This window comes from Flagellimonas oceani (assembly GCF_011068285.1).
GTDB lineage: Bacteria > Bacteroidota > Bacteroidia > Flavobacteriales > Flavobacteriaceae > Flagellimonas > Flagellimonas oceani.
This window is the reverse complement of record NZ_CP049616.1, coordinates 799599-821065: the sequence shown is the minus strand read 5'-3', so window position 1 is coordinate 821065 and position 21467 is coordinate 799599. Positions and strand designations below refer to the sequence as shown.

Sequence of the window (21467 nt, the reverse complement as noted above, 5' to 3'; positions counted from 1 at the left end):
GTTAAAATGTTACATTAATACCGAGTGAATAAATCCTTGCAAGTGGATATGCGCTATAATCAATTCTTACATTTGACGAACCCAAAGAGTTTACATCTGGATTGTAGCCCCTATAGTCAGTTATGGTAAATAGATTTTGACCAGATGTATAAATTGAAAGTGCCTTGACCCCCTTAATGTTCAAATTGGGGAACGAATAAGCCAGTTTTGCGGATCTCAGCCTTAAGAATGAGGCATCCTCTACCACCCTACTATTAAAATCAAAGGTGCGTGAAGGGTTTACAAAAGAAGGGTGTTCATTGGTGGGGTTTTCAGGTGTCCACCTGTTTAGCACATAACGCTGTCTGTTCCTTAGGTCATCAATAGGATTTTCAGAATCCAAATTGGTAAAATTGGCCAATTCAAAACCAAATTTCCCTTCCAGGAAGAAGTCAAAGGTAAATCCTTTATAGTTGAGCGAATTGTTCAATCCCAATGTTATATCGGGAAATGGGTCGCCCAAGACAGTTCTGTCTTCAACATCTATTGCCCCGTCACCATTAATGTCCCTAAACTTTCTGGATCCCGGTGCTGCATTCGCTTGACTTGGTGAGGTGTCTACTTCTTGTTGGTTCTGAAATACACCATCAAATACATAACCATAATATGAATTAATAGGCTTGCCCACTTCCAACAGTGTAAATTCTGTCATAAACCTTTCTTCTCCTTGAAGTATTCTGGGTAGTTCACCTAGGTTTGTGACTTCGTTCTTTAAAGTCGCAAAATTCAAATCCGTTGTCCAGCTAAAATTTTCTCCTTGAAAGTTCCGGGATGTGATATTAAATTCAAAACCACTATTTCTTGTATCTCCAACATTCTGCAATGAATTGGAAAAACCTGATGTTGTTGGAATTGGCAACAAAAGCAATAAATCTCTGGTGTTATTACGAAAATATTCTATCGTACCGGATATTCGTCCATCAAAAAGCCCAAAATCGATTCCAGCATTAAATGATTGTGTTGTTTCCCATTTAAGATTTGGGTTAGCCAATTGAATTGGAGCAATGGACTGGAATTCAGTACCATCCAATACGGCAATTGGACCAGACCCCAAAAGGGTCAACGATCTTCCATTCGCAATTTCCTGGTTACCACTTTCCCCATAACTTGCCCTAAGCTTTAGATTGGATATAAGGCTGGTTTCGGGATAGAACGATTCATTGGAAATATTCCACGCTATGGCCCCAGATGGGAAATAGGCAAACTTGTTGTTCTCTCCAAACCTTGATGATCCATCTGCCCTAAATGAACCGGACAACAAATATCTATCGTCGAAATTGTAGTTTATCCTTCCGAAACCGGAAACAATGGTATTTTCACTTTTAAAAGAGCCTACATCAAATTTAGTGGGATCCCCTGCTCCCAAATTATTTGAACCAAATGAGTTTGTTGGAAAGTTTTGAGCTGCGGCAAAAAAATCAGAGTTTTCAAATTCTTGAAAAGAATATCCCCCAAGAAGATTCACTTTGTGTTTCCCATCATCAAATGCCAAATTATAATCGGCGGTAAATTCAAACAAATAACTACTGCTCTCCTCAAAATTCCGGGTAGCCCTACCTTCATCGAGTACTCCTCTTTGGGTTTGGGTGTCCATAAATAAATCACCGCGCAATAAACTTTGATCGTATCCAACATTGATCTTTGTTTTTAAATCTTTGATCAATTCGTATTCGACAAAGGCATTTCCATAGACGCGTGTAGTTTTTACAAGTTCATCAATGGTCTTGGCCTGGGCAACGGAATTACTTAAATCCTGCAAACTGATGGAAAAATTTCCATTCTCATCGAATACCGGTAAGGTCGGTGGCAATTGCAAAGAAGTGGCAATGGTTCCTGCCTCGGCATTGACCCCAAGTCCCAATGGAATCAAATTTTCTTGCTCAGAACTGGTGTTCAAGTTAAAACCTACCTTTAATTTTTCTCCAATGGAATGTGTAAGGTTTAGCCTTCCTGATAATCTTTTGAACCCTGAATTGATGACAATTCCATCTTGATCAAAATAATTCAATGATAAATAATATTGGGTATCACTGGAACCTCCGGATAGTGAAAGGCGGTGCTCATAAATCGGGGCCGATCGCAATATCTCATCCTGCCAGTTCGTTCCCCGACCTATTGCCACAATATCTTCTTGACTAAATGGAGGCTCATTGCCCCTGTCTACATGTACATCATTGTAAAAAGACATGTACTCTTGCGCATTCATTAAATCCAGTTTCTTTGCAGCTGACTGAAAGGCTATAGAAGTATTGTAATTAATTTCCAGTTTGGTATCTTTCCGGCCTTTTTTGGTAGTAATCAAAATAACCCCATTTGAGCCTCTGGCCCCATAAATAGCTGTTGCTGAAGCATCTTTTAATACTTCTATTGATTGAATATCAGAGGGGTTCAAAGAATTTCCCGGGTTGGCACCTGGAAGTCCGTCTATAACATACAGGGGTTCATTTCCCGCGGTAATGGAATTGGTTCCCCTTATCCGAATGGAAAAATTCCCTCCCGGTTCAGCACTGGATTGTGTAACCTGCACACCAGGGATTCTTCCTTGAATTATTTGATCAACCGATGCCTGTGAGTCGGTATTTAATTTATCTCCACGTATGGAACTCACCGCACCGGTCAGATCACTTTTCTTAACACTCCCATAACCTATTATTACCACTTCATCCAATTTGGCGGAATCCTCCGCCAAACTAACTTCAACAGAGGTTTGGCCATTAAGGGCAATCTCTTTCGTGGTAAAGCCCAGATAAGACACCACCAAAGTCGCGTTTTCATCCGCTACATTTATAGTAAAATTTCCGTCAAAATCTGTTTGGGTTCCATTGGTCGTACCTTTCTCTAAAATATTCGCACCGGGTAGGGGTGTTCCATTTTCATCATTGACTTTTCCCTGAACAGCTTTTTGAGCCTGTTCCTTGACTTTCGTTTCTGATTGTATCCGTTTTACAAGCGATATTTGCCGGTCGTCAATTTGGTATGTTGTCTTTGTTCCCGCAAATACCCGATCCAATACAGAATTTACTTTTTCCCTTTTTGCTTTTACCGATACAGTTCTTTTTAAATCGACATCTTCAAGAAGATAAAAAAACCTAAATTCTGTTTTATCTTCAATTTCATCAATAAACCGCTCGATGGTAATATTGTTCATGTCAAGAGTGACCTTGGTTCTTTGAGAATAACCTTCATTTGCATGCAATGCAAAAAGACCTGTCAACAATAAGAGGGCACTAAGTTTCATCTTTAAATCAAAATTGAACAACGAAGTTTGACCCTTCGTTCGTTTCAGAAGATTTTTCATAATTTTATAGTGTATTAATGTGGTTAAACTTTGGTCTAATCACTTTATCCAAATCGGGAAATGTTCGCGCATTTTCCGATTTTTCTTTTGAAAAAATGAACAATAGACCTTATTTCATAATTCAGTTGTTTATTTCATTGGCGCTTTGGTTTAGTTTGGTTATTTAAGTATGACTTTATCGGCATTAATGGTGTAGTTTATACCGTAGGTATTCTTAAAATAGTTCAATACCACCTCTAAGGGTTCATCACCAAAATTGGCATTGAATTTTTTTTTGGAATATTTTAAATTTTGATTTACAATGGTAATATTGTAATGCCTTTCCAATTTCTTTAAGATATTCTCTAAACTCATTCTCCTGAAAACCAGCTCTCCCTTCATCCATGAGGTATACACATCGGTTATTACAGGTTTTGTGACAATATTTCCTTGTTGCCTATCAAAACTTCCTTTAAAACCCGGCTCAAGAATAATGCCTTCACTTTTCTTGTCTGTTTGCAGACCCACCGAACCTTCAACCAAAACAACTTCTGTTGTTATATCTTCAGGATAATTAGAAACATTGAACCTGGTACCCAAAACCTGAATCTCAAAGTTATCGGAAGTGCTGACCGTGAAAGGACGTTTTGAATCTTTGGCCACATGCAAAAAAGCTTCCCCTACCAAGAAAACCTCTCTTTCACCTTCTTTTAAAAAACTGATTGGATATTTTAAAGATGTTCCCGCATTGAGATGAACAATAGATCCATCTGACAACTCAAGTTCAAATCGTTTTCCAAATGGAACCGTCAATTGATTATAAACCAATTCTTCTGATTCAATAGGAGCTTTATTGTAAGTCAGTCGATTACCTTTTTGTGTTCCTATTACCTCACCTTGAGCATTTATTATCTCCGTGGCCCCACCTTCAGAAAGCACCTCAAGATTTCCATTCTCAAGCTCTAAGGTAATTACGTCTTCACTGGGGAAAGCTATATTTTCAGTTTTGTTCGAAAAAAAATCTCGTTGAAAAAAATATCCGCTACCCAAAAGTATCACTACAACAGCTGCATACTTTAAATATTTGGTAATCTTCATGACGATCAAGGAGCGTTTATCCTTTTTTATTATTTCCAATAAAGTTTTTTTGGTTTTCTCTGTATTGAATTCACTCATTATATCTTCGATTACGTAATTGATCTTTATATACTCGTTAAAAAGTTTTTTGTCTCCAGATTTCTCAAACCACGAGTTCAGTTTATCCCACTCTTTTTTTGAAATGGAATTATTCAGATATTTTATAATGAGTTTTTCTGCGCTCTTCATCTTGGATTAAACAAAATCACTATACTTAGTACAAAGTCATTTTATCATACCACCAAGTTTTAGACATTTTTTTTAATATTTTGGCAGTATTTTTTTCACATTTGGTTCAAATTCCTACATTTGGAAGGTTAACAATGCATTATTGATTAAGTATTACATTTATGGGTATACCATTTTTTATGAGTTAGTTAACCAAACTAGATAGAATTATCCGGTCTTGACCATGAAAGATAACTGTAACAATAATTCTGATTTAATTCGCTATTTAAAAAATGGGGATACCAATGCTTATGCATATTTAGTAGATACTTATAACCATAAGCTGTGCTTGTACGCCAACAGTTTGATGAACGATATCCCTGCTTCAGAAGATATTGTACAAAACGTCTTCATAAAGGTCTGGGAAAGACGCGACAATTTGAAAACCAATTTTTCTATTAAAAGCTATTTGTACAAATCGGTTTATAATGCTTGTATAAATGAATACAAGAGGAACCAATCAGTTACTGCTCTTGAGAAAAAATACATTGAAGAATTGGGGCGAATCGTTGAGGATAAAGATGAAGATGCTTTAGAAAAATTGATTGGTTTGGTCAGGGAAGCTATACAAGAATTGCCTCCTAAGTGTAAAGAGGTTTTTCTTTTGAGCAAAAAAGAGGGGTTGACCAATATTGAAATTGCGGAATATTTGAATATTTCCAAAAATACCATCGAACGGCATATCAACATCGCTTTTTCAAAAATTCGTGAAAATGTAGGGAACAAGACAGATATAATCCTTTTTTTATTGTTCGGATTTCGGCAAAACCTCAGGGCGGAATAGTTTCCCTGTATTTGTATTTTATTTCTTAAAAATTAATTCCACTTCCCTATAAACTCTTTCAAAATTCATTTTTAATTCCATCTTTGAATACCGTCCTGGCTTTTTGGGGAGTTCCTTTTCAATAGCCTGCAATCTAAATTGTGTTCTCCTGTCCTTCCCATCCGCAAAGGCAATAAACTCCCCCTGTTTTAACCGAAAGAAAGTCTCGGCCCTACGTTTGGGCACTTCCCTTTCCCCTTTGGTAATGCGTGCCTCCCATGAAAGCCCGGTCCCTTTGCTCACACTCCGGGTCGGGTCCTTCACGATCTCAAAGAACCGTTCATAGTATTTGGCGGTATCCGGGTCGTTGACCTTCCCGAAAAACTGATAGGAAAGATTGCTCAAAATGGCCTTGCTCGCCCTGTCCCCATAGAGCATATCGTTCTGTACCTTGTCCTGCATCACATAGACCGTGGCAATGTCATAGCTCCTCAACGTTGCGGGAATACGGTGCATATTGGGCAGTTTAAGGGTCGGGGCCTCTTCCATCAGCAAAAAGGAATGGTTCCGGTCCCTAATGCTCATTTGCTTGATGACCGTATGTATGATGGTCGCTATAATGGGGGAATAGACCGTTTCATATTGTGGATCGTTCACAAGGGAAATGACCGATGGATCATCGGGGTTATTGATGTCCAATGGCACTTCGTCCCGGGACAGTACATAGAACAGCTTTTTGGAGCTTATCTTTTTAAAGGCATTGGCCAGGGTACTCTTGACCCCGGCGGTCTGCTTTTCAGACCCGATGCCATTGATAAAGGCACTGGCCATGGCATGGGAGGTACGATCCGACTTTAGGAAGGCCACCAGCTTTTTGGTATCCATGAGCTGGTACAGGGCAATGATATGGGGGAGGGTACATTGTTCACGGTAGGCCGTTTTCATTTTCCAGATCAACCCGCTCAACAAGCCCTCTACCGCATCGGCAAAGAACCTGGAGCTTCCCGAATTTTCCGAAAGGTTCCGCTCCAGGAGGTTATCCATCAACACCCTTGAAATCTCATTGACACTTTCCTCATTCGGCAAATATCGTGGGGCTATGGGATTGACCCGACAATGGATCTCATCAAAGGCGATGGTATGGAACTTGACGGTTTTCCCCCTGAAAAGTGGATATGCCATCTCGGTCAGTTCAAAATCCTTGTAGTCATGGATGACACCACAGAAACCATATTGGGAAAAATGCTGTAACAGATTATAGACCACACTCTCGGTCTTACCACTTCCGGCACTCCCTATGATGGAAATCCCCCTTCTCAGATTGTCGATCTTGAACCTGCCGTTACTTAACCTGAAACGGACCTGGTACCGTTTTGGGATTCTGTTCCCCGTCTCGGGAACCAAATAAACGAAAATGACGACGGCCAATGCCAACATTGGAACGATGATGTAAAGGATGATATGTGGCCATTCCCAGTTCATATGCCTATGGAACCGGATCGGATTCCCCTATCGATGCCCTTTTTCAGTTGCTTGAAAAGTTTGTAGGCCAGTTGTGCCTTGTTGGTCGGAATATTGGCCAAGGGGATATTTATCCCTGTTTTTGCCAATAGCTTGAATGCGGCCGACCTTTCATTGGCGGGCAGTCCCATAAGGTTGGCAAAATAGGTCGGGGGATGTTTGACCAATGTTTTTCTGGCCCTATAGGTCTCGACATAGTTGCGCTTATATCGGAATTGTGCATCGAACAGTCTTTCGGAGCTTTCAAAGAAACGGTTCCGGTCAAAGCCCCGTTTCACGGTCTTGCCGTTCATCTTAACTTCAGAGGCTTTGTACTTGCTGCCCGGGGAAAGGCTGTACCGGTTCGACCTGTCCTTACGGCTCACGATGATATGGATGTGGGCCTGGGAACCCTCCTTGGCCATGCCCTGGGTTATGCGCCTGCCGTTCAATCGGTGCGGGGCCGTTGCTTCCAACCGTTCGATCTCTTCCCGTTTCCTTTTGACGCTCCCGTTCAATTTCCCTTGCTCGATTTGTTGGATTTCGTTTCTCAATCGGGCGATCTTGGCGGAATAGGGGGCGTTTTCCCTGATGGCCCTGTCATTGCCCTTGTAGGTGCGTTGGTGCTCTATCTTGGCATAGTAGACAATATCGTTGACGTTTACCTTTCTCCCATCGATTTCACGGTGGAAGGATTTGGCATACTCCTTCATGAGTTTCCTGGTGTATGTCTTCAAATCCCTCGGGTGATCTTGTAAATGCTTTAGCTCCCTTCGGCTCGGATTGACCGTGATGGAATAGAACCTGGGCTCTTTCTTCTTGAGCTTTGCGGTATTTCCATCAATATCCCTTATGACCTCTCTTGGGGATATTCCCTCTCCGTATTGGTCGAAGAAATGTTCCTGCTCCTCCAGTTCCTTGCCCTTGTTCTCCTTTTCCAGATAGGCCACAAAATCAGAAGCGCTTTGAAGGTAGCTCCCGCCCAATTTCTGTGGGGTTATCGTGATGTACATGATCTAATCGTTGTTTAAATTGTTGAAACTCCTCCTTGGTCATATCCAGCCTTACATGGCCGTTGCCAAAAGTGCTTTTTATATAGGTGGCCCTTTCCAATACTTGCTCCAGTTCGCCCTTCAGTATCCCATGTTCCCTTAAGATGATGGAATAGGACTCCCTATAATGGGCCAGTTCCTCGTTCTCGTCCATCAACTGCGGGGTACCAAAACCATAGTCTTCTTCCCTTTCTTCTTCGGCAGCTTCCTCGAACAATCGTTGGAGCATGGCCGTTGTGGGCTTGGTCTGGTTCTTTTCTATGTCACGGATGATCGCGATGACAGCATTGAAACGTCGCTTGATCTGATGTTTCAGACTTGATACCGTCTCGCCCAATCGGTCGGTGGGGGACAGCTCGTTCACCTCGAAAAAATCCAGCATGGCCAACAGGGTCATCGATTGTGACCTTCCGAACCGCTTACAGAACCTCCTGAAACGCTTTGCCACGGATGTCTTTATCCGAAATCCCGCAAATCCCTCTTTTTCATATCCTCTGTCCATTTTTTCATAAAAAATCCACCTGTTTTATTGGCCTTTGGGCCTTTTTTCATAAAAACCACTATCGGCCTGTCTTTCCCAAAACCTTTCAATCCCTTGTGCAACAAGGTATTGCGCAAACAAATCAAATCCGTAACACCGTGAAACGTGTTACCCTCTTGCTTTTCGATTTTCGTCCCGCAGGGACCAAAATTTCCGAACAACCTGGTTTATGTACCAGTTGCTTTTTATTTAAAAACTGATGTTACGGTCAAGTGGAAAGTCAAATCCGAATAAGGAACCGACCGTATTTAAATTACTGTTCTACAGCCATATAAAGGTATACAAATAAAGGATTTTCACATAGAAAAAGCCCATCATAATCAATGGGCCTTTTTGGTGTGTTTTGATGTTTTAGATATTGAAAACATACTTGTAATTGTATAGATTTCGTATGGTTTCCTCTTCGACCAGTTCGTCATAGTCCAATCGATGCTTCAGGGCATATTCCCAAAGTTGCCTCCCAAATCGCCGTTCCACGTCCTTTTTGGAAAGGGAATGGAGATAGGATTGGGTCTCCTTGTCCAGATTGTTATAATCGGGTTCTATCATGGCAAGGGGACTTATAGGATCTCATTGTCTGCAAAACTGTAATAGTCGCCATTGGGCGTTATGATCAAATGGTCGAGTACCCTGATATCGAAAAGCTCGGCGGCCTTCCTGATCCTTTTGGTGATGCTTCTATCCGATTCACTTGGCTTTAATTGACCTGAGGGATGGCAGTGGGATAATACGATCCCGACACTCAAGGATTTTAACACCACTGCGAAAAGGATGCGCAGATCTACCAATGTTCCCGATATGCCCCCTTTTGAAAGTTCATAGATGCCCTTGACCTTATTGGCATTGTTCAATAGCAGTACCTTAAAGGTTTCCTGTAATCCTATGGTATCCTTGTCCCAATGCTCGAAAAGGAGTTCGGCAGCATCTTGGGACGATTGTATCCTGTACCAAAAGGAAGCGGGGATGCGTTCTTTGTAGCTGATTCTTATTTCGTTAACTTTGTCCTTCATTGTTATTTTCTTTACAGATTAATAATGAAAAAAGAGGGCAGAACTTTTGCGGGTGATGCCCTCTTTAATTTTTAAGTATTATTTGTTGGGTCTTCCGTTGAGCAAGAGAATTTCGTTTGCCACCACTTCGGTCACATAGCGTTGGTTGCCATCGTCCATGGTATAGGTTCGGGTCTTTAACTTGCCCACAATGCCAATTTCCTTGCCCTTGCCTACGAACTTTTCGATGATGTCGGCAACCTTTCCCCAAGCGACAACGGTATGCCAATTGGTGTCCGTCTGTTTTTCGCCCTTGCCGTTCTTGTAGTTCTCATTGGTGGCCAATGACAAGCGGGCAACTTTCTTACCGCTTTCAAGATTTGTAATGGTCGGGTCTTGCCCAACATTTCCGATCAACTGCACATGATTCTTAATTGTACTCATAACTAAAGATTTTAAGGCCTGTCCGTATGTCTTTTTGGACAGGCGGATTAATAATTCCCTTTTCAACTCGATTGGAATGAATTTTAAGGGGTGTTTGTTTGATTTCCTTCGTGCACGGCACAATGGATGGAGTGGGTTTTGTCAAGACTTTTGGAAAACAAATCAGGAGGGTCTGCAACGTAGTTTTTACCCACGGGCTAAAAACAAGGCAGTGGAAACCTTATTTTTTTCCAAAACCCTGTACGGTCTTGACAAGTTCCATAAGGGCATTAGCAATTCTTTTAAATCCATTTGCGACCTGAGCGTACAGGCAGTTAAGCGAGAAAAGCAAATGGATTTATATTAGAATTGTTTATGCACTGCCCCGTTTTCCGCTATCCCGGAAAACGATAAGGGCTCCATACATTATAAACCCCTTAAAATTTCAGGGGCGGTATCCCACCTTGGACGGCCGGCAGCAAATGCCAGGGATCATTTGCAAGGGACGGCCATTTTTAAAGGTGGGGATAACGCCCTTCCTATTTGGATTCTGTCCGTACCAAAAAAATAACGGCACATCCCGGTTATCGGGATGTGCCGTATCATGACTGATTTGCATTGCTAGAGCTGAAACTCGATTATCTCTTTTTCAAGTTCCGTCTTTCTTGCCTGTAGGGTCAACTGTAGATGCTCGGTCACCAACTTGATAAGGTTTGAATTGGTGGTCTTGAACTCCAATCCATGGGAATCCCTTATAAAGAAGGAACATGAATCCCCTTGGTTGTAGTTGAACTTGGTCAGTTCGTTCAAGGTACTGGTTAACCGTTCCCGGTTGGTGGCAAGGCCCCTGAGCTTCTCGAACCGTTGGATGCGGTCATCCAGATTGATGGTGGGCTTTTCCCTGTCTGGGACATCTTTTCCGTTTACAGTACTGGCCATGGCCTCTTGGGTCAATTTGTCCTTTACCGTTTTAACGGTTGCATTTTGCTTTACGGTCTTCCCATTGGTCGAACTTCTTTTTGTCTTTGTTTCCATGATAATGAAATTTTAGTTAAACAATATTTGAGCATGGACCAAGCGGAAGACAAAATTTTGGAGTGGAAAGGAAACGTATATAAAAAGTGACGGAGGAACGGCTTTATGCCGTCCCTTTTCCGAGAAAATTTTGCGAGCTTACCTTTCGATAATATTGGTTAAGGTAATTTCGGATATAAACTGAATTGGCATCGGGCAATACCTTCCAAATTCATCTCACCACACGTAGTTGAACATTACTGTGGTCATGGGTAGATTCATTATCCGATTTCAGTTTCATCAGTTCTTTGAGTCTGCCCATATCCTTACTGATCTTTTTCTCCACTACCCTGGCGTAACGTTGTGTAGTGGATAACTTGGTATGCCCCAATAGTTTTGAAACGGTTTCCAAAGGAACATTGTTCATCAATGTTATGGTCGTTGCAAAAGTGTGCCTGGCCACATGGAATGTCAGATGTTTGTTTATATGTGCCCGTTTTGCGATGGTCTTTAAATGTTTGTTCGACCTTTGATTGGAATAGACAGGCAAAAGACACTTCCCATTGTCCTTGTCCCGATAGCTCGAATATTTGCCCAATATCTCTTTCGCCTGGATAAGAAGTGGCACTCTTACAGGGGTCTTGGTCTTTTTCCGCCTGACATTGATCCACTGCTCTCCATCGATTCCCCTTACTATGTCTTTTTGCCCCAACATCTTGACCTCTATATAACTCAGTCCGGTATAACACGCGAAGAGAAAAACGTCCCTGACCAATCCAATTCCCGCTTCCGGAATCTCGATTCCTGCAATTTTTTTCAATTCGTGCTCTTCCAGAAAATCACTGTCGTACTCTTCGAACTTCATTTTATAGAAATTGAAGGGATTCTGTGAAATGCACCCGAACTTATGGGCAATGTTCACCAGTTTTTTAAACCGTTCCATATGTTTCATGATACCATTGTTGTTCAATGGTTGGGATTTGTTGATCGGGTCACATTTCCTTAAAAAGTTCTCAAATTCCATCACGAAAGTGTAATCGATAAAGGAAAGACCGATGTCGGGGGTTCTGAATTTTTTCTTGATGAAACTCTTCAGGTACTTTTCAGTGGCCGAATAGTTCTTGACCGTGCCTTTTTCAAGTCTGGAAATTTCATGGGTCCGATGATATCGGATAAGGTCTTCAAGGGTAACAAAGACCTTGTCCTTACCGAGATACCGTAGTTTTATGGCCCTTGAGGTAATCAGTGTTCCCTCCGAATATAGTTGTCTGTGACACTCCAATAAATTGGCGTGGATATCATCGAGGTATTTATTGATACTGCTGGCCCCTTTGACCCGATGGTCGATTTTACCCGAAATAGGACACCAACATTCTTCTAAGGTCGATCTATGGACGCTGATGTCCGAATATCTACCTTTAAATCTAATACGGACGTAGATTGGAATCTGTCCGTCTTTCTTTTTGGCCGTTTTTTTCAGCCAAAAGCTGATACTGAATGAGTTGGAAGTTTTCATATGCTTCGCTTTAAGTGGAACAATCCGTTAAGCGAAAGCCAAATCACACGAAAAATCGAATCAGGATATGCAATTTACGTAATCCTTTTTGATAAAAATAGGACATCGTATAGGACATCGTCACCGATGGTTTCAATTGGGTACAAAAAAAACCAGAAAAAATTAATTTTCTGGTTTTCAATTAATTAAGGTTTTGTTTGTTGCAACAAAAACCCCATTCGTCGGGGTGGCAGGATTCACACTCCCCTGTAAAACCCCTTATTTTATAGGGTATGCACAACAATAATCCTTAAGATATTACCTTTTTTGGGGAGTAATACTCCCCATAGTTATTTATTCAAAACGGAATCTTCATTTATCAGATTAAATATCATCAATGGTTTTCTCATTCCTTATTTTCCTTTCTTTATCCAACTCCTGTTTTTTCTCTAATTCTTGAACCTCTTTGTTGTCTTTCTCTCTACTTAATTCCTTCAAATACTTTTCAAAACTATCCTCCGTGAAGTGATAGATTGAAATCGTGTATGAAGATTTTATGATATTACCATTCTTATCCTGTTGGTAAATCATTCCATTGTCACGATTGGTCCAAGTATCTATATAAATCACGTTATTCTTTTCTCCTGTGATATTATATTTTTTCTTTAAAACATAAGAATCCTCCCTATATGATTGAGGTGTACCTATTGGAGTGTTTCCATTCAAATCAGTAACATCATCATATTTCTCACCATAAATTGAAAGAATTCCGTTTAAATCACCATCATACCAGATTCTAAAATCTCCTGGATTTTTCTTACTGTAGTACAACCCTATATAATCCTCATTAAAACTTGATTCCATTAATATCAAATCATAACTAGAATTATTGTACTCCAACGTGTATATGATATCATTACCTTTTTGTGTTAAATTTCCTCTTTCCAACTCTTTCTGCACTAATCTTTCTCCCATTTCAAATCCCATATTTGGGTAGAAGGACATAAAAACAAAATTGTCCTTATTTTGATTTAAAATTGAATTAAATTCTTCATCCGTTATCCCTTTTTCCTTGCACCCTAAAATGATAAATGGTATGATTAATAGAATTTGTTTCATCAACTGATTCTTTAAGTTATGGTGGAGAAAAGTTAATTATAATAATTCGTAAATTCAATATCCAAAGGATAAACCCTCATTTATCTCAAAAACTTGATTAACCATATCTAACACTTGTAAAAATACTGATAACAAATCACTTGGAAGACACGGAGAAAAATAGAAACCAGAAGGAAAATGAAAACAAGGGGTGTTATAAAAATTTAATATATATCATCCTCTTCGTCATAATTTACGTTATAGTTTGGGTTTCATTTATTGGTGATTTCTCTGATTTACTCGGTTTTGGAATTCTTGGAATATTAGGAGTCATTGCTATGATATTACTAATATATTTTGCATTCTATTTTTTTGACAACCTTCCTTGATTAAATCCCTTTTAATCATCCTGGTACCAAATTCCCTTTTTTTTATAAAACCGTTAAAGTTTCCACTTTTTACCGAAAACATTTACGTTTTCCCCTTCTCTCCAATATTTATTGTAAGAAAGAGGTAAATACTGTAATACAGTACCATGAGAGTGGTTGAAAGTGTACTAACGATTTCTAAGTTTAACGAACATCAATACCGGTAATGGGTAAATGGTATTCCATTATTCCATTACCAATAACTCAAATAACAATTATGAAATCAATGGGAGTAATGTTCAGAAAGATTGATAAATCTGCTAACAACAGAATCACCAATCCAAACAGGGAACTATTGAAAAAACAAGTAAAAACCCTTCACAGAAAATTGAAGAAGAAGGATGATATAACCACTTACTACGTCATTGAAAGTGACACCAACAAAGGAGGTAAGTACCATACCCACCTCCTTATCAAGTACAACAATCAGGAGAACCTCTACAACGGGTTATCTCGGTTCATAGGTGGAACAACATGGGAAGAAAAAGATTGGGGATTGGACACCCTTAAAACTTGCAAGGGAACGTTTGGTGAGGTTGATGTACACCCCATCCATGATGAAGTTGAGTTCATGAGGTACATGGACAAAAAGGAAATGATTGAAAAACCCTTGATTTAAAGAAATATTGGAACAAGGGTATTTATACAAAAAGAGGAACTAATTATGATAGATGGAATAAAACTGACAACAGAGGGTATAACACCTCAACAAATGAAAATCCGATTAAAAGAACTTAGTGGTGTCCCATTGTATGAATGGGAAAAAAAAGAAGTGGAAATCCCTTCAGAGGATGAAGATGAACTCTTTGATTTGGATGAAATCCTCAGAGAAATGGGATATGATGATGAAGATGAATTTGATATAGAGGATTCAGAGGAAGATATTTACAAGAAACTTTCCAGTTTGGAACTCAATGAGGGAAAGGTGAACGTGGATGGTATAAAGTTCATTTCCGTTATTACCTCAGATAACATTTTATCGTTCATACCATCCACCATGAAGGATATCATGGGGATTGAGGACAAGGGGTGGGGTGAAATGGATACCATCAAAAATATCATCACCCATTTGAAGAAGAAATTCAAAGGATTGGATTTCAACCCATCATTTGATTATGATGGTCAAGGATACGGTGTCGAGGTGGATATGAACTCGTTTATTTAATAAAGATGGAAATGGAAAAAAGAATTACAAAACAAGAACTTGAAAAAATGTACGGTGTGGGTAGAAAGACCATTGAGAATTGGGTAAAAAAATATGATTTACCTTTGATTAGGGTATCACCCAATAAGAAGTATATCAGAAAGAGTGATTTGATGGAGGGTGTAAACTGAACTCTGTCTGAAATAAATTTAAGTGCTAATTTTATTCAGACAGAATCATGAGAAAAGAAGAACAGACAGAATTCGAGAAAAAGGTACTTGACCAGTTTATGTCCGGCAAGAATCTTTTCGGCAAAGGAGGCGCATTCGCCCCAATGCTGAAGAATGTTATTGAAAAGGCCCTTGAGGCAGAGATGGAAGGTCATCTGGACGAGTCTCAACGTAACCAAGGTAACAAGCGCAATGGCAAGGGTAAGAAGACGATCAAAAGCGGCTTTGGCACTTTTGATATCGATACGCCACAGGACAGGCAAAGCAGCTTTGAGCCCGAACTGGTAAAAAAGCGGCAAACTATTCTGGCCGACAATCTATCGGACAAGATCATTGGCCTTTACGGCCTTGGGATGAGTTACCGAGACATTTCCTCCCATATCAAAGAAATGTACGATACCGATATCTCCCATACCGTTCTGAGCCAAATAACCGATAAGATCATACCTGACGTGAAAGCCTGGCAGAACCGCCCATTAGAGCCGCTCTATTGTATCGTGTGGCTCGATGCGATGCATTACAAGGTCAAAGAGGATGGTAGGATAACCCATAAGGCCCTTTACAATATTCTGGGCATCAACAAGGAAGGTCGCAAAGAAATATTGGGCATGTACATTTCCGAGAGCGAAGGAGCCAATTTTTGGTTGCAAGTACTTACAGACCTGAACAACCGTGGACTTAAAGATATCCTGATCGCCTGTACGGACAACCTCAGAGGCTTTACCGATGCGATATTGAGCGTATTCCCGAAAGCACAGGTGCAGCTCTGCATCGTACATCAAATACGCAACTCGCTGAAGTACATTGCCTCTAAGGATCAAAAAGAGTTCATGCGAGACCTAAAACTTGTTTATCGTGCCACCAGCAAGGAAGTTGCGGAGGATGCCCTTATCGATTTGGAAGAGAAATGGGGCGACAAATACCCCGTGGTCATCGAAAGCTGGCAGCGTAATTGGGAGCAGCTATCACAGTACTTCCAATATACGGAACCCATCAGAAAAATAATCTATACCACCAATGCAGTAGAAGGGTTCCACCGTCAGGTGCGTAAGGTCACCAAAACCAAAGGGGCGTTCACCAATGACATGGCCCTGCTCAAACTGGTATACCTGGCCACAAAGAACATCGAAAAAAAATGGACCAGCCCTTTGCACAATTGGAGCCTAACGGTTCAACAACTTTATATTAAATTTGGGGAGAGGATACCCTTGATATTAAACACCAATTCCTTTGGGGCTAGCCCCAAAGGAATTGAATCAAAGGACAGAGTTTAATTTACAGACCCATTTGATGGAATGGGAAGAATCAAAGATGGGTAATCAATTGTAATCCATGTAAGACCACTCCATACTCTTTCTTTTCCCATATTCTTCATCATACTGATTAAACCACTCAATCACACCTTTCAGGTTATGGGGTGTATTATGAAATTCAAGATACCCGTTTTTGTACAAATGGTATTTGGTATAACCATCAACGAAACCCCATTGTATATCCAATCTTAAATCATCTTCACCCACCGTGGAGTAATCCTTGTTCCTGTTTTTGTATTGATTGAGTATTTCAGGTATTTCTTCCCAAGGACCACAAGAAATTTTCTTCTTCTTATAATCAGTTCCAAGTTTATATTGAATCATCACAACCACCCTTTTGTTCGGTTCAAGGTTGGGATTCTCTTTACATTTCTTTTTGTTTCTCCACTCTACCTCAACCCATGAATTGAAATCCAGTTCCTTACCAAGATGTTTCACCTTATCAAAGTGTTTGAACAACTCCTTTTGATATCTTTTAATGGATGATTTCTTTTCACCGATCAAAGATTTCAATTCCTCCAATTGAGATTCCAATTCCTCAACTTCTTGTATTTGTCTGTGGTATTTCAGATGATGGTGACGATACTTACTGTAAGTACTTCGTTCCTCCTTTGTGAACCCATTGAAAACCACCTTCGGGAGATAATCTATAAAGAACTTCCTTCCCTTACTCTGATACTCCATACCCAAACCTTTTTCACAAAGATATGGATTCCAATCTATTTGGGTGGGAAACAATTTATCATCTAATTAGCACCCCACCCACATCCCGTATTTTAGTATTGTGATTGGGGGAGAGGTTCTCCCCCTGGTTAAAGAAGTGAGAATCAATATTAAAATTTAAAACAAAGTATTATGGAAAATCAAAATTTGTATGTGGGAACAAGAGAACCACGAAGTAAATTTCAAAACATCTTAAATCGTGATATCTATCATTTGAATGAAGGATTATCCAAGAAGTTGAGAACTTCTGTCATGAAAAAAGGAATTAAAAAAACTGAACAAGGGAAGAAACTAATGTTCTTTTCAGTAGGTGGTTCGGAATACCAAACTCTGATGGACAACAACATAGATATCCTTGTTAAGGTTGATGAAGATTCCCTATCAAATAAACTTCAAGAGATAAACTCTAACTATCCAAGAAGAATGGATTGGGACCTTTCTAAAAAATATAAAATAGAATTAGAAAGTGGACTTCTGGATTGTGTTGAGGTTGTTGGTAAGGATAAAAACATTAGAAAGAAACCAACACGAAATAACAACTATATCAATGGAAACACCAAACTCGGAAAACTAATCTACAATACAGATGGGTATCAACGGTGTTTAGGGGAGTTAAGTAATTTCTTTAATTACATCTTCTATAAAGGATATGTGATTGATTTCTCATATACGATAGATCATTCAAACATTGATTATGAATCATATAAATGGAATAAACAAAAAGAGATTAGTAAAGAGGTGTTTGAGAAATATCAAGATTGTTATCGTTTACTTACAAAATGGAGTAAGTTGGGTGGTTATGGAGAAATGAGAATTCACCTATATGAAATCAACGGAGAGTTCAGTTTATCTAACGGTTATTCCTATGATGGATTTTCAAATGATGTTGAGATTACAACTATTAAACACATTAAGGATTTGTACGATGAATATCTTAAACAATACAACCCTAATGATTTTACAGATTCTCTCATGTATAACTACTCACCATATGGATTTTGGGATTTCTTCAAAAATTATGAACCGATAACATGGGATGAGTGTAGAGAAACTTACGAAAATATATTTGTTCCAATCATAGTTGAAGAAGAAGGTAATGATGGATGTATCGGATATGACACATTAAACAGAGAGAGAATGAGGGATATATTGTTATCAAAGAGAGGACAAAATTGGATAACATTAGAAAACGGATTATGGATTAAGAAATACTACCTAAAAGAAAATGTTACAAAACAAGATATCGTTGATATATGGTGGTGGAACAAAAAGACCGATATACTCTATTTTAATCCTGATATTACAGAACAACAATTGAGTAAAGAAAAAGAGGAATTTGACAAGTTTTCGTGGAGTTCCGAATCAAGATTGGAGGAAATTTATGAGAGACTTAATCCTAAAATCTAAAAGAAATCAAATAATTCAAAAGGTTGTAAAACTTCTTTCAGATGAAATAAAGAAGGAACTGAATGAGATTAAAGAGAAAGAGTTAGAAACATTCTCTCAATTTCCAATGGATTAAAATGATGTTTAATTATTACAGTCAAAGTATATGGAGAGAATAGGTTGAACCCATCCCTCTCAATTGGGTTGAAATAATTTTATGGTTTACAAGGAAAGTCCCTCACTATCGATTGTGGGGTTTTTTCCTTTTAGGGAGTATGTGAGTACAAAAATGAAAAGGAATGAAAGATTGATATACTCTGTTTGGGATCGGTACATAACCACCCTGCAAGATATGTTGGAGATGGTTCATTGATTGTCCCTATATCCAACCCATTCAAACCAACTTACAGAGGGTTCTTTTTTCAACCCTCTCACATACCTCAACCCATTTATCCTTTCATATTCTTCACGAAGTTCCTTCTTCCGTTTCTTGGATATAGTTTTCATACCTCAACATATTTACGAACCTTGACCACCGTTGTGGTGGAGACACTCAACCTACTACTGATATCCCTGACGGATTTACCCTTTTCCAATAGAGAGATTATTTTTTGGGTCTTGTCCTTCTTCAAAAAATCCTTTCTTGTTTCAATCGAACCAACCTTCCTACCCAACTTACCACCGTTCATCACATATACCTTTCTTCCCATCTCGGTTCTCTCCAAGATGTTTTCCCTCTCCAGTTCATAAAGGGAACTCATAACGGATGTAATCAAGTTCCAAATAGGGTTCTTTTTACCGTTCACCTTACTTTGGAGATTACCCATCCCCCGGACAACTACATTTACCCCGTTATCCTCAAAGGTTTTAAGAGTGGTTAGGACATCGATGGTATTTCTACCCAAACGTGAGAGTTCCTCTACCACAACCTCATTGACCTCACCGTTCTCAACTAAATGGGTGAGTTTCCTACCACCTTCTCTTTTGGAAAATGGTATCTTACCCGATACTCCCTTATCAAAAATGGTTAAATCGTATTCCTCTTTGTCCAACTTGAATCTTTCACCTTCTTGTTGTAGAGTTGAGGTTCTGTTGTATTTGACCTTCATGGTGTTACATTTTTAATCTCAAAATAAAAATACAACACAAATGACTGACTTACAAGTATTTACGTTATTATTAGATGAAACGGGTGTATTATTTTTTATTGTGAATTAAAATGGGACAGTATTATCAAACTACTTAGTTCCTCAGAATTAGAATAAAACAAAGACTTCTCGATTAGAATTAATTATTTTTAAGTTTGATTGTCTTACAAAAAACTTTTCAATGAAAAATCTCAACTCTTATATTGAAAGTGGAGAATACAGGGAGGAATTCGAAAAACTTTTCTCAAATAATAAAAGTTTACTTCTGACTATGGTTTCTAAATATTATCCTATGTCAGAAAAGTTCATTTTGGAATATTTTAATAAGTTATCATCAGATTATCTTGGTACAAATAAGAACATAACGTTCACGGATTCACTATTAGAAAATTTGAAGGAGGAACTAGGGTTATTATCAGGTAGTATTAATATTCCATGGAGTGAATCAATAATTGATGAATATATAGATTTCTGGAATTGGGATGAACTTTCATCAAACAGGTCTTTACCCTGGTCCATATCATTTATTGGTAAATATGAAGATTACTGGAATTGGGAAAATATATCCCAAAATGAAAGTATCCCTTTTAATAAAAATATGTTGGTCAAATTTGAGAATAGAATAGGTTTTTATTGGGATAATATTTCATTTAATTCCTCCTTAAGGTTGGATGATGAATTATTTCTTAAATATGAAGATGAATGGGATTTACAGGGATTATATAACAACCCACGATTAGTTAATTTCCTTTCAAAAGAATTACTCAAAAAGAAGTTTGGTAATATAGGTTCAAGATTCTTCGTCACAAATAAAATCCCATGGACAAAAGAATCTATTCAGAAGATGAAAGATGATGTTTTAACAACCCATGGAATTTCATCTAACACTAATATTCTTTGGACTGAAGAACTGATTGAGGAATTTGTGGATTTTTGGGATTGGAGTGAATTATCTTATAACAACCAAATTATATGGACGAGTTCAATGATTGAAAAATATAAGGAAAAACTCGATTGGGTAAATTTATCTCTAAATACTTCGGTTCCTTGGTCAGAATATCTTATTGAAAAGTACAAGGATAAATGGTTTTGGTCAAATCTTTCTGGAAATCCAAAGTTACCGTGGTCTTATAGTTTTTTTTCAAAATATATTTCCAAATGGTCATGTTTTGGGGAGGATGTACTTTACCCGTTCGCAAATTATTTATCTTCTTTAGTTGAAAACAAGACAATCTATTCTCTATACTTAGAATTCATTTCAGAACATGACATTGAACAACTTTTAGAATCCAATAGGAATTCAAATTCCGATAAATTTTTACCATGTATAGACGGAAGTGATAAATTAAATGAAAACAATAGGAATGATGATTTCTTGGAAGAACAAAATTATCAGGGATATTCAAATTTCGATCACAATGATATAAGTACGTATCCAAACTATGATTCGGACATGGATATAGACCAACAGGGTCCGGATTTCGATTTTTAAAATACTTCCTTAAATCCCTCAACTGATTCAACAATTCAGGTTTAGGG

The 21467-nt window shown here is 38.7% G+C and carries 22 protein-coding genes; 8 read left to right on the top strand and 14 right to left on the bottom strand.

Features of this window, described 5'->3' with window-relative positions:
- Position 1 precedes the first annotated feature (1 nt).
- Complete coding sequence (locus tag GVT53_RS03840; RefSeq protein WP_166247503.1) at positions 2–3337, bottom strand: TonB-dependent receptor; 3336 nt, start codon at positions 3335–3337, stop codon at positions 2–4.
- A 159-nt stretch (positions 3338–3496) separates the two neighbouring features.
- The gene (locus GVT53_RS03835) at positions 3497–4642 is read right to left on the bottom strand and encodes a FecR family protein (protein ID WP_166247502.1); all 1146 of its coding nucleotides are present in this window, start codon (positions 4640–4642) and stop codon (positions 3497–3499) included.
- Between the two features lie 223 nt (positions 4643–4865).
- Between GVT53_RS03835 and GVT53_RS03830 the strand changes: the two genes are divergently transcribed.
- A complete protein-coding gene (locus GVT53_RS03830; protein WP_166247501.1) occupies positions 4866–5465 on the top strand; it encodes an RNA polymerase sigma factor in 600 nt (199 codons plus the stop codon).
- An 18-nt stretch (positions 5466–5483) separates the two neighbouring features.
- Here the strand turns inward: GVT53_RS03830 and GVT53_RS03825 are convergent, their stop codons facing one another.
- The 6 genes from GVT53_RS03825 to GVT53_RS03800 form a co-directional block, all read right to left on the bottom strand.
- The gene (locus GVT53_RS03825) at positions 5484–6926 is read right to left on the bottom strand and encodes a type IV secretory system conjugative DNA transfer family protein (RefSeq protein WP_166247500.1); all 1443 of its coding nucleotides are present in this window, start codon (positions 6924–6926) and stop codon (positions 5484–5486) included.
- Complete coding sequence (mobB, locus tag GVT53_RS03820; protein WP_166247499.1) at positions 6923–7957, bottom strand: MobB family relaxase; 1035 nt, start codon at positions 7955–7957, stop codon at positions 6923–6925. The genes GVT53_RS03825 and mobB overlap by 4 nt, the downstream gene beginning before the upstream one ends.
- Positions 7899–8498 (bottom strand): BfmA/BtgA family mobilization protein, encoded by a 600-nt coding sequence (locus GVT53_RS03815; protein WP_166247498.1) that lies wholly within the window; start codon positions 8496–8498, stop codon positions 7899–7901. The genes mobB and GVT53_RS03815 overlap by 59 nt, the downstream gene beginning before the upstream one ends.
- A 390-nt stretch (positions 8499–8888) precedes the next feature.
- Positions 8889–9086 carry a hypothetical protein gene (locus GVT53_RS03810; RefSeq protein ID WP_166247497.1) on the bottom strand — a complete coding sequence of 66 codons (198 nt, stop codon included), beginning with the start codon at positions 9084–9086 and terminating at the stop codon, positions 8889–8891.
- 11 nt (positions 9087–9097) lie between these two features.
- Positions 9098–9547, bottom strand: coding sequence for a JAB domain-containing protein (locus GVT53_RS03805; protein ID WP_166247496.1), 450 nt, complete (start codon positions 9545–9547; stop codon positions 9098–9100).
- A gap of 78 nt (positions 9548–9625) precedes the next feature.
- Positions 9626–9970 carry a single-stranded DNA-binding protein gene (locus GVT53_RS03800; protein WP_166247495.1) on the bottom strand — a complete coding sequence of 115 codons (345 nt, stop codon included), beginning with the start codon at positions 9968–9970 and terminating at the stop codon, positions 9626–9628.
- Positions 9971–10181: 211 nt separating this feature from the next.
- Between GVT53_RS03800 and GVT53_RS21145 the strand changes: the two genes are divergently transcribed.
- Positions 10182–10316 (top strand): hypothetical protein, encoded by a 135-nt coding sequence (locus tag GVT53_RS21145; protein WP_258537764.1) that lies wholly within the window; start codon positions 10182–10184, stop codon positions 10314–10316.
- 254 nt (positions 10317–10570) lie between these two features.
- Here the strand turns inward: GVT53_RS21145 and GVT53_RS03795 are convergent, their stop codons facing one another.
- The 3 genes from GVT53_RS03795 to GVT53_RS03785 all read right to left on the bottom strand — a co-directional run bounded on the left by GVT53_RS03795 (position 10571) and on the right by GVT53_RS03785 (position 13577).
- Positions 10571–10984: a hypothetical protein gene (locus GVT53_RS03795; RefSeq protein ID WP_166247494.1), complete on the bottom strand. Its 414-nt coding sequence runs from the start codon at positions 10982–10984 to the stop codon at positions 10571–10573.
- Between the two features lie 211 nt (positions 10985–11195).
- Complete coding sequence (locus tag GVT53_RS03790; RefSeq protein ID WP_166247493.1) at positions 11196–12479, bottom strand: site-specific integrase; 1284 nt, start codon at positions 12477–12479, stop codon at positions 11196–11198.
- A gap of 363 nt (positions 12480–12842) precedes the next feature.
- Positions 12843–13577 carry a hypothetical protein gene (locus GVT53_RS03785; protein WP_166247492.1) on the bottom strand — a complete coding sequence of 245 codons (735 nt, stop codon included), beginning with the start codon at positions 13575–13577 and terminating at the stop codon, positions 12843–12845.
- A 642-nt stretch (positions 13578–14219) separates the two neighbouring features.
- Between GVT53_RS03785 and GVT53_RS03780 the strand changes: the two genes are divergently transcribed.
- The 4 genes from GVT53_RS03780 to GVT53_RS03765 are packed head-to-tail and all read left to right on the top strand — an operon-like array spanning position 14220 to position 16632.
- Positions 14220–14603 carry a hypothetical protein gene (locus tag GVT53_RS03780; RefSeq protein WP_166247491.1) on the top strand — a complete coding sequence of 128 codons (384 nt, stop codon included), beginning with the start codon at positions 14220–14222 and terminating at the stop codon, positions 14601–14603.
- Between the two features lie 45 nt (positions 14604–14648).
- Complete coding sequence (locus GVT53_RS03775) at positions 14649–15149, top strand: hypothetical protein (RefSeq protein WP_166247490.1); 501 nt, start codon at positions 14649–14651, stop codon at positions 15147–15149.
- A gap of 11 nt (positions 15150–15160) precedes the next feature.
- Entirely contained in the window at positions 15161–15319 is a 159-nt protein-coding gene (locus tag GVT53_RS03770) for a helix-turn-helix transcriptional regulator (protein WP_166247489.1), read from the top strand.
- A 47-nt stretch (positions 15320–15366) separates the two neighbouring features.
- The gene (locus GVT53_RS03765; protein WP_166247002.1) at positions 15367–16632 is read left to right on the top strand and encodes an IS256 family transposase; all 1266 of its coding nucleotides are present in this window, start codon (positions 15367–15369) and stop codon (positions 16630–16632) included.
- Between the two features lie 45 nt (positions 16633–16677).
- Here the strand turns inward: GVT53_RS03765 and GVT53_RS03760 are convergent, their stop codons facing one another.
- A complete protein-coding gene (locus GVT53_RS03760; protein ID WP_166247488.1) occupies positions 16678–17355 on the bottom strand; it encodes a hypothetical protein in 678 nt (225 codons plus the stop codon).
- 171 nt (positions 17356–17526) lie between these two features.
- On the opposite strand from GVT53_RS03760, the gene GVT53_RS03755 reads away from it, so the two are divergent.
- Positions 17527–18801 carry a hypothetical protein gene (locus GVT53_RS03755; protein WP_166247487.1) on the top strand — a complete coding sequence of 425 codons (1275 nt, stop codon included), beginning with the start codon at positions 17527–17529 and terminating at the stop codon, positions 18799–18801.
- 345 nt (positions 18802–19146) lie between these two features.
- Here GVT53_RS03755 and GVT53_RS20925 read toward each other — a convergent pair whose 3' ends face one another.
- Both GVT53_RS20925 and GVT53_RS03750 read right to left on the bottom strand, forming a co-directional pair.
- Entirely contained in the window at positions 19147–19287 is a 141-nt protein-coding gene (locus tag GVT53_RS20925; protein ID WP_205791872.1) for a hypothetical protein, read from the bottom strand.
- The gene (locus GVT53_RS03750) at positions 19284–19889 is read right to left on the bottom strand and encodes a recombinase family protein (protein WP_166247486.1); all 606 of its coding nucleotides are present in this window, start codon (positions 19887–19889) and stop codon (positions 19284–19286) included. The genes GVT53_RS20925 and GVT53_RS03750 overlap by 4 nt, the downstream gene beginning before the upstream one ends.
- Before the next feature lie 220 nt (positions 19890–20109).
- Between GVT53_RS03750 and GVT53_RS03745 the strand changes: the two genes are divergently transcribed.
- Positions 20110–21420, top strand: coding sequence for a hypothetical protein (locus GVT53_RS03745; RefSeq protein ID WP_166247485.1), 1311 nt, complete (start codon positions 20110–20112; stop codon positions 21418–21420).
- The last annotated feature ends 47 nt before the right edge of the window (positions 21421–21467 follow it).